Annotated in this window: 7 protein-coding genes, 1 pseudogene and 1 riboswitch (1 of these 9 cut by a window edge); all 8 genes and pseudogenes read right to left on the bottom strand. The window is 46.3% G+C overall.

What is annotated here, in order from left to right; translation table 11 throughout:
- Positions 1-599: the 5' portion of a molybdopterin-binding protein gene (locus TCARDRAFT_RS10445; protein WP_007289959.1), read on the bottom strand. 427 nt of this gene lie to the left of the window's left edge; 599 of the gene's 1,026 nt are visible here — the first part of the coding sequence; the start codon lies at positions 597-599; its stop codon lies off the left edge, out of view.
- Positions 600-667: 68 nt separating this feature from the next.
- Positions 668-792: riboswitch (molybdenum cofactor riboswitch) on the bottom strand.
- Positions 793-1,062: 270 nt separating this feature from the next.
- The gene (garD, locus tag TCARDRAFT_RS10440; protein ID WP_007289958.1) at positions 1,063-2,604 is read right to left on the bottom strand and encodes a galactarate dehydratase; all 1,542 of its coding nucleotides are present in this window, start codon (positions 2,602-2,604) and stop codon (positions 1,063-1,065) included.
- A 71-nt stretch (positions 2,605-2,675) separates the two neighbouring features.
- A complete protein-coding gene (locus TCARDRAFT_RS10435; RefSeq protein ID WP_007289957.1) occupies positions 2,676-4,067 on the bottom strand; it encodes an enolase C-terminal domain-like protein in 1,392 nt (463 codons plus the stop codon).
- A gap of 21 nt (positions 4,068-4,088) precedes the next feature.
- On the bottom strand, positions 4,089-5,426 hold the full coding sequence (locus TCARDRAFT_RS10430) for an MFS transporter (protein WP_007289956.1): 1,338 nt from the start codon (positions 5,424-5,426) through the stop codon (positions 4,089-4,091).
- Positions 5,427-5,560: 134 nt separating this feature from the next.
- Entirely contained in the window at positions 5,561-6,919 is a 1,359-nt protein-coding gene (gudD, locus tag TCARDRAFT_RS10425) for a glucarate dehydratase (protein WP_007289955.1), read from the bottom strand.
- 88 nt (positions 6,920-7,007) lie between these two features.
- Positions 7,008-7,893 (bottom strand): annotated as a pseudogene (gene garR, locus TCARDRAFT_RS10420) (2-hydroxy-3-oxopropionate reductase).
- 148 nt (positions 7,894-8,041) lie between these two features.
- Positions 8,042-8,839 carry a 4-hydroxy-tetrahydrodipicolinate synthase gene (gene dapA, locus TCARDRAFT_RS10415; protein ID WP_007289952.1) on the bottom strand — a complete coding sequence of 266 codons (798 nt, stop codon included), beginning with the start codon at positions 8,837-8,839 and terminating at the stop codon, positions 8,042-8,044.
- A 213-nt stretch (positions 8,840-9,052) separates the two neighbouring features.
- Positions 9,053-9,829: an IclR family transcriptional regulator gene (locus TCARDRAFT_RS10410; protein ID WP_232199120.1), complete on the bottom strand. Its 777-nt coding sequence runs from the start codon at positions 9,827-9,829 to the stop codon at positions 9,053-9,055.
- Positions 9,830-10,000: the final 171 nt, after the last annotated feature.

Genomic DNA, 10,000 nt, shown 5'->3' with positions numbered 1-10,000 from the left:
TTCTCGATCAAAACCGGGGCATAACGATCTTGAATCCGACCATAAAAAACCTCGTTGCCGGTGATAATCAGACCAACTTTTAATCGTCTAAGCGGCTTAACGGAAATAACCGGACCGTACTCGCGTGCCGCCTCTTCTACAGCCGCTACCAGCGTTTCGTCTACAACCAACGGCACTACCTTGACGCCGGCCAAAAGATCCCCGGCTCGCACCAGGCGGTTATCGTGCAGGGTAGACAAAACGGCATGCTCAATACAATTGATGGCCAACACTGCTTCCGGCTTGACTTTCAGAAGGCCGTCGGTTGCGGCTTTAATATTCACTCGGCCTTCCACCGGCTCAGTCCAGACCACGTTGGCACCGGCCACCGCTTTGGCCATCCGCATAACGGCCTCGTTTTCATGGATGTGCCCGGGAGCCATATCGATAAGGAAAATATGATCCTTGCCGATATTTTTCAGATGCGGAATATCTTCCTTCCGAATAATATGCCCTTTTTTAAATGCCGGCCCCTTATACTCTCCTGGGACGATTTTAGTAATATCATGGCCCAGCACCATCCCAACCGCTTCTTCAACCTTTACCTTTTTGATGCTCATCTTTTTTCCCTCCTCAGGGTTCAAACAAAAAGACTGCTTTCCGCGCGTGAAAGCGGCCAAGCAGTCGCTCGTCCTATAATGGTTTTCCTTTCCAAGCACGCGGAGGCACGGTCGTTTCCTCCCGTACCCGAATCGGCCGAATCGTCATAGAGTGTTGCTCCTTAGACGAGACGGCTCGGAAAACGCTTATTTAGTTGACGGTATTTAAATCGCTGACTTTATTTTAAAACAGCCAGTAGTAAATGTAAAGACAATTAGCATAAATTACGAAAGCTCATTTTTATAGTTCTTGAACAATTAACTTTATAGCAACCATGCAACTGCATAAGTCGCATCATTGCGATTAGCTTGGGCAAATAAGCGATTGCCAGCGAAAGTTTGCTTTGCATATCGACAGCTATGTACATTTTATAGTCAAACCAGGCAAATTAATTGCTGTTTGATATGGGGTCAATACTAATTATCAGGTTACCGGCCCGGGATTAAACAAACATAAAGCATTGTATAGGCCCCAATGATCTGCCCAAGTCTTCTTTCTGCCGCTTGCCACATCAAGAATTAGTCTAAAAATTTCCCAGCCAACCTCTTCAATGGTTGCCTCGCCGGTTGCGATTGTCCCAGCATTTACGTCAATGAGATCGGGCCATTGCTCGGCCAAAGCCGTACGGGTAGAAACCTTGATTACCGGCGCTACAGCCAATCCATAAGGTGTTCCTCGGCCAGTTGTAAAAACTTGAACATGTATTCCAGAAGCAAGTTGCAACGTACCGCAGATAAAATCACTAGCCGGCGTCGCTGCATAAATAAGCCCTTTCCTCTTCGGTTTTTCACCTGGCGCTAAAACCTCGGTTATAGGACTGCTGCCAGACTTGGCTATTGAGCCAAGTGCCTTTTCCACAATGTTCGCCAATCCACCCTTTTTATTTCCGGGTGCTGTATTGGCGCTACGGTCTACTTCTCCAAGATCTAAATACCTGTCGTAGTATTTCATCTCCCTGATCAGCGCACGACCAACTTCCTCATTCACCACTCTGGGAGTAAGCAAATGAATAGCATCGCGCACCTCGGTAACTTCAGAAAACAGCACCGTTGCCCCGGCACGTACCAGCAGATCAGCCGCATAGCCTACAGCTGGATTGGCTGTAACACCAGAGAATGCATCACTACCGCCACATTGTAAACCAACAACCAAATCAGAAACAGGACAGGTAACACGGCGACGCCTATTGAGTTTCACCAATCGTTCTTCTGCCATTTTCATAATGGCCTGTACCATATTAGTAAATCCTTGCTGTTCTTGAAGCGTCAGGATATTTGTCTTATCCAAGCCTGGTACCAACTGTTCGGGCAACAGCTTTTCACAACCTAATCCGACAACCATAATTTCGCCGCCAAAATTTGGGTGAACAGCGAGATTCTGCAGCGTTCGAATGGGCACAACCGCTTCCGGAGCATTAATTGCTACCCCACAACCGTAATTGTGATTTAATGCTACTACATCATCTACATTAGGATATTTTGGAAGAATTTCTTCTTTAATTTTTTTGACCGCATAGTCCAAAACACCGGCGACACATTGCACGCTTGCGCTGATTCCCAGAATATTTTTAGTTCCAACAGTGCCGTTTGCGTTGCGGTACCCTTCAAACGTATAACCTTCAAGCGGCGGAAGCATAGGCGGCACTCTATTACCGAGGGGTAATTCATCAAGCCCCGGAGCTGCCGGCATTGTTACTAAGGATTCATCTATCCAGCTGCCTTTAGCGATTGGACGCACAGCATAACCAATCACTTCGCCATAGCGAATAATTGCATCGCCTTGAGCCAAATCTGTTAATGCTACTTTATGTCCTTGAGGTACATGTTCCCGTAGCTGAAGACCGCAAGGAAAAGTAGTTCCACCCGGCAATCCACCTGTATTGACAATAATGGCAACATTGTCTTTTGAATTTACTTTAATATATAGGGGTTGTTCTTGTTTTTTATTTTTATTAGGCAAATTCATCTTCCCATCTCCTTACTTAGGATAACAAATTGGCAATCCCCCTATCTGGGCAGATAAGGGGGATTGGTTGTCTATCGAACCATGCTAGGGCGTTTCGGGTTATACTTCCACCCGGGAATGAGGTATTGCATCGCCATAGCATCATCGCGCGCACCTTGTCCAAGTTTATTGTACAGGGCGTTTGCCTTTTCTACCTGCGCCATATCAATTTCTATCCCCAACCCGGGTTTTTGCGGAACTTCTACCAGTCCACCGACAATTTTGAACGGTTCTTTGGTCAGACGTTCCTGATTTTCCTGCCAAATCCAATGGGTATCGATTGCCGTAATGTTACCCGGAGCCGCGGCGGCAACATGGGTAAACATGGCCAGCGATATATCAAAATGGTTGTTAGAGTGTGATCCCCATGTCAAGCCAAATTCATGACACATTTGAGCTACCCGGACAGACCCCTGCATCGTCCAGAAATGCGGATCGGCCAGCGGAATATCGACCGCATGGAGCTGGATTGCATGCCCCATTTGGCGCCAATCGGTGGCAATCATATTGGTTGCAGTAGGTATCCCTGTCGCCCGGCGGAACTCGGCCATAATCTCCCGGCCGGAATAGCCATTTTCCGGGCCGCAAGGGTCTTCGGCATAGGCCAGCACGTCCTGCTTATTTCGGCACAGCCTGATTGCTTCATCGAGTGACCAGGCGCCATTGGGGTCAATGGTAATACGGGCCTGGGGAAAACGTTTGGCTAGCGCGGTTACTGCCTCCATCTCTTCTTCGCCGCTCATTACCCCGCCTTTGAGTTTAAAATCCTGGAAACCATACCGTTCAGCCGCCGCTTCGGCCAGCGCAACAATTGCCGCCGGCGTCAAGGCCTCTTCGTGCCGCAGCCTCAGCCAGCCATCTTTGGCCGTGGGGTTACTAAGGTAAGGAAGATCGGTTTTCTTGCGGTCGCCAATATAGAACAGGTAACCAAGCATTCTGACAGTATCCCGCTGCTGCCCATTTCCTAACAGAGCGGCAACAGGAACATTCAAAAATTGACCAAGGAGATCCAGCATGGCGGCTTCGATAGCGGTAATTACATTGTCTGCCCGCAAATTTATTTCATGTGGTTGTGTAAGTATCGCCGCTTCTGCCGCCGAAGTAACCTGGTAAACGGTTGCCTGCCGCCCCGCCTGACGGTTAAACAACTGTTGCCGGACACTATTGAGTACTTTGTTATAAGCACCAATTGACTGGCCAATTACGAGCGGCCGGGCGTTTTCCAGGGCCTTGCGAATTCCCTCACCTCCTGGAACCTCACCCACCCCGGTCCGACCGGAATTATCCTTTAGAATTATGATATTGCGAATAAAAAACGGCGCATGAGCACCACATAAGTTCAATAGCATACTATCATGGCCGGCTACCGGTATAACTTGCATATCGGTAACAATTGGAACCCCGGTATAAACGCTATCACTCATTGCACTGCGCCTCCCTCACATTTATAATTCAACCCGCTTTATTTCACCGACGATAAACAGATAACTTACAATAGCTACAAAGGCATGCGCCCCCACGAAAACCAAAGCGCCGTTAAACGAACCGGTAGTACCAACAATATAACCAATAGCAATCGGAGTAGTAATACTGGATAAGTTACCACAAGTATTCAGCAAACCGCCGCTAAGACCGGCAATTTGTTTCGGCGCCGTATCCGAGTTTACAGCCCACCCCAAGGCACCAATTCCTTTACCGAAAAAAGACAATGCCATAAAGATAATTACCAGCGTTGGATCAGCAACATAGTTGCAACCAATCATGCTCATGGACAATAACATTCCGAGTACGATAGGTACTTTTCTGGCTAAAGTGAGGGAGTATCCTTTTTTCAAAATATAGTCGGAAATAACCCCGCCCAAAACACCGCCGATAAAACCAAAGAGCGCGGGTACGGACGCGGCAAAACCGGCTTTAAGAATAGTCATGCCGCGGGCTTGGACCAAGTAAACCGGAAACCAGGTAATAAAGAAATAAGTAAGGGCGTTGATACAATACTGCGCTACATAAATTCCTACCATCATTCGGTTTTTCAACAGCGCTTTAATATGCTGAATATTAGGCCCTTCATTATGGCTTTTGCTTTTTTGATCCATATTGACTAAGGCGCCGCCTTTTTCGATATATTCAATTTCCGCGGCATTAATATAGGGATGGTCTTTGGGATTGTGAATTAATTTCTGCCATATAAATACATAGAGAAGACCTAGAAACCCCATTACATAGAAAACATATTTCCAACCAAAAGTATGAACAAGCCAGCCCATAAATGGAGCAAAAAACACGGTGGCGGCATATTGTGCCGAATTAAAAATAGCCGATGCGGTACCACGTTCCGCGGCCGGAAACCAGGCAGCCACAATCCTGCTATTGGCCGGAAAAGAAGGCGCCTCAGCAACACCGACCATAAAGCGCAGAATAAACAAAGTAACAACCGCCGTAAACCCGGTCAAAAAACCAACCGTGCCCTGCAGCAGCGTAAATAGCGACCAAAAGAAAATACTTGCGGCATAAACCCGTTTCGAACCGAATTTATCCAATAGCCAGCCGCCAGGCAACTGGCAGGCGACATACGCCCAGCCAAAAGCGGAAAATATATATCCCATTGCCACGGCATTTAAGTTAAGATCTTTGGCCATAGCCGAGCCGGCAATAGAAATGGTAGCACGGTCAGCATAGTTAATTACAGTAATAAAAAATAATACAGCTACGATTAACCAGCGGACACGCGTCGGCTTTTGAATAGCAGCAACTTCAGCCGCAACAATATTATTAGTATTCATAAAATTCACCTCGCGGATTTAGTGTTGATCACGAAATTCGTTCGCTAAAACCAAATTCTTTGACCCTCTGTACCTCAGTCAGGTGGAAGCTTTTAAAACCCATAACAGCTTCCACCTGACTTGCATCGCGGTACTTACCGAACCAAGCAGGGCCGCTTATTATCAAATTTCCAGCCTGGAATCAGATATTGCATCGCAACAGTGTCGTCGCGCGCCCCGAGTCCCAGCTTTTTGTAGATCTGGTGGGCTTTTTCAATTTGCTCCATATCTACTTCAATACCAAGACCGGGCTTATCGGGTACAGTTACCTTGCCATTTACAATCTTGAGCGGTTCTTTAGTTAAACGTTCAATGCCCTCCTGCCATATCCAATGGGTATCAAGAGCAGTTATTTTACCCGGAGCAGCGGCGCCAACATGAGTAAACATGGCTAATGAAATATCAAAGTGATTATTAGAATGGGAACCCCACGTCAATCCCCACTCATGACACATTTGGGCTACTCGTACCGAACCCTGCATGGTCCAAAAATGGGGATCTGCAAGCGGAATATCGATGGAATGCAGTTGAATAGCATGGCCCATTTGCCGCCAATCGGTGGCAATCATATTGGTAGCAGTAGGGATTCCTGTCGCCCGGCGGAACTCAGCCATAATTTCCCGCCCAGAATAGCCATTTTCTGCACCGCAAGGATCTTCCGCGTATGCTAATACATCATGTTTGCCACGGCACAGCTTAATCGCTTCTTCTAACGACCAAGCGCCGTTGGGGTCAATGGTAATTCGGGCTTTAGAGAAACGCTTGGCTAACGCTATAACGGCCTCCATTTCTTCCTCGCCCCGCAATACGCCACCTTTCAATTTAAAGTCATTAAAGCCATAGCGTTCATAAGCAGCTTCAGCAAGTTCCACTATTGCCTGAGGAGTCATTGCTTCTTCATGGCGAATACGCAACCAGTTGTCTTTTGCCTCGGGAGCACTATAATACGGAAGATCCGTCTTTTTCCGATCGCCTATATAAAAGAGATAGCCAAGCATCTCTACTTCGTCCCGCTGTTGACCTTCGCCTAGCAGTGCAGCAACTGGCACCCCAAGGAATTGCCCCAATAAATCAAGTAAAGCAGCTTCTAGCGCTGTTACGGCATGGATCGTAATGCGAAGATCAAAAGTTTGCAGTCCCCTTCCGCCTGCATCCCGATCAGCAAAACGTTGCCGTACAGTAGTTAATATGTTGTTATATTTACCGATAGGCTGTCCTACCACCAATGGACGGGCATCTTCAATTGTTTGGCGAATTTTTTCACCGCCAGGAACCTCGCCAACACCTGTATGTCCGGCGCTATCTTTTAGGATGACAATATTGCGTGTAAAAAACGGACCATGGGCGCCGCTCAGATTAAGCAACATGCTATCGCGCCCTGCAACAGGAATAACGTGCAACTCGGTAACTACCGGCGAGCCGGAGATACCATTTTTTGTTGTCTCATTATTCATAAAGACACTCCTATTCAGTCAATTTTGTTCAAAGCTATAGACCCATTCTAACGAAGGGTCTATAGCTAATCATCAGCGACTTACCGACTTACCGCTTTACCTCCACGTCGGCCAGTTTTTCGTAATATCTAATCAGACTGCAATGGTCGTTGTCACCCATGCCGTCAACTTTAAGTGCTTGCATCATTTCCATAACCGCGGCCGTAAGCGGCAAAGGAACTCCTACTTCGTGAGAAGTTTCCAACACATTGTTAAGATCCTTAATGTGTAGGTTAATGCGAAAACCGGGTTTAAAATTACGTTCCAAAACCATCGGTGCCTTGGCATCCAATACCGTACTTCCAGCCAACCCCCCACGGATGGCCTTATATACCAATTCAGGATCCACCCCAGCTTTGGTTGCTAATACGAGTGCCTCCGACATAGCGGCAATATTAAGGGCAACAATAATCTGGTTGGCAAGTTTGGTAACATTGCCGGCACCAATATCGCCGGTCCGGACGACCGAGCTGGCCATGGCTTTCATCACGTCATAATACTTGTCAAAAACCTCTTGCTTGCCACCAACCATAACCGACAGTGTACCATCAATCGCTTTAGGTTCGCCCACCGCTTACCGGTGCATCCAGCATCTCAACCCCCTTTTCCGCCAATTTGGCGCAAATTTCGCGACTAACCAGAGGGGCGATCGAACTCATATCAATTAATGCGCTGCCTGGCTTAGCGCCTTCAATGACGCCATTTTCGCCTAGCACTACCTCTTTTACTTGCGGTGAATTGGGAAGCATTGTAATTACAACCTCAACTTGTTCAGCAACCGCCTTCGGTGTGGGCGCCGCCGTTGCGCCAAGCGCACAGACTTCTGCCACCGCCGCCTGGTTGCGGTCAAGTACAACCAGCTCGTAACCTGCTTTAAGCAGGTTTTTACTCATGGGTTTACCCATAATGCCCAAGCCAATAAAACCAATTTTCACTTTAACCATCTCCTCTATCTTAAATTTTTAATTTAATAACCCCATACCAACTAAAACTTCGCGTAAACGTTGCCTTTCCTCATCAGTCATTGGACCAACCGGCGCCATACATGGGCCAGCCTCTATTCCTAACAAGGCAAGCGCTTCTTTAATGACCGCGGGGAAAGTACCAAGTCCAAACGCAATACGCAGTGGCGCCAAGGTAAACTGGAGCCTCCAGCGCGCCTTGCCAATCACCTGCCATATATTTCTCATAAATATCAACACATAGCCTGGGCGCTACATTGGCACAGGATGCTATTGAGCCGGCTGCGCCGTAACAAAGCGCCCCATATATTAGCGTGTCACGTCCCATAAGTACAGCGAAATCATCACGTTCTCGGGTAAGGCGAATATACTCGGCAGTTAACGTCAGATCGCCACTTGAATCGTTAATGCCGACGATATTAGGTATTTCGGCCAGCTTGGCTACGGTTGATGCAGCCAAATTGATACCGGTCTTGGGCGGATTGTTGTAAATAATGACTGGAAGGGATGTGTTGGCCGCAATTGTTTTATAGTGCTCAAACAGCTGATTTTGATTAGGCGTAATAAACATCGGTGTCAGAACCGACACGGCATCAACTCCACATTCTTCGGCTAACTCTGTCAACATTACACTCTCGCGAGTAGTAATGCCACTCGTTCCAGCATAGACCGGCACTCTCCCCTTGGTTTCATCCACAGTAACCTGAAAAATTTCCCGCTTCTCCTCCGGGGTAAAACCATAAAACTCACCGGTTGTGCCAACTACAAACAGCCCATGCACGCCACCATCAAGCAAATAATTAATCAGCTTACGCATTGCTTGTTCGTTGAACTTCCCCTCCGCCGTTAGCGGAGTAATCACAGCGGGAATAATCCCCTTGGCTTGGAACCTCGCTTTCTCTTTACCCTCTGCCTCCATTACGCTACTCCTTTCTATTGGCTAGTGCCTTAAATTTTCAAATACCAATTTCATTTATCGTTCTTTAATTTCATATGTTGAAATTTTATTTTAATAATTCTTTTTTTATTTAAAAAATCCTGCCGTGTTTGTCGTTATATGGAAAATTTTTTTATTCTTTTCTGCAAGTTAATGCTGTCCATTAGTAAACAAAAAATAATGAGGAACGGCTGTTTAAACCGTTCCTCCTCTTGAACCCATACGGGCTGAGATGCGATGCGAATAATCAATTAAAACAGGTACATATTCCAAAAGTTTTTCTAAAGGGTACATGCTGGTAGGACCGGAAATACTAATTCCGGCAACAATATTCCCAGCGGCATCATATAGCGGCGCAGCTATACAATTTATTCCATTGCTCCACTCTTCGCGGTCCAACGCATATCCCTGAAGACGCACGCGCTCAATTTCCTCCAAAAATTCTTTTTCATTAGTTATGGTGTTTAAGGTGTACCGCTTAACCCCTCGCTTAAAAACTTCCTGAGCTTTCTCAGGAGTTTTGCAAACCAAGACTTTTCCCAGCGCGGTGCAATAAATGGGCCTTCGCATGCCGATATGAAAATAGCCATAAGCGCAGTGCGGTGTTTCCGCTCTAGCGACATAAACAACTTCATTATCATCAAGCACGGCCAAATTGACATTGACGTTGAGCATATTCGATAGTTCTTCTAAAAAAGGAAGCCCAATCCGTCTTATTTCCATCGAATTCAAGACTATCCCTTCGTATTTTAAAAATCCCTTACCCAGCGAATAAATTCCCTCTTGCTGCTCAATTAAGCCAAATTCTTTTAAGGTATTTAGCAAGCGGTATGCGGTAGCTTGATTAATCCCGGTCATTATACTGATATCCTTTAGCCTCATTCTAGGCCGTTCGTAAGAAAAACAATTAAGTATTGTTATTGCTTTAACCAGACTATTGTTCAACGCATCTTTTTGAAATTCAGTTGACACAATTATCACTTCCAATTTCATATACTGAAATCATTTTGTTTATTTTAATCATATAGAATAATCGGCCTTTGTGCAAGTAGTTAACAAAAAATTGCACAACAAATTGCATAAAATCGCATGATGCCGAAGTTATAAAAAAACAAAGAGCACCTTGTTACGGGTGCTCATAGG

The sequence above is a fragment of the Thermosinus carboxydivorans Nor1 genome (assembly GCF_000169155.1).
Lineage (GTDB): Bacteria > Bacillota > Negativicutes > Sporomusales > Thermosinaceae > Thermosinus > Thermosinus carboxydivorans.
The sequence above is the reverse complement of the archived record's forward strand: the minus strand, read 5'-3'. Positions and strand labels throughout refer to the sequence as shown.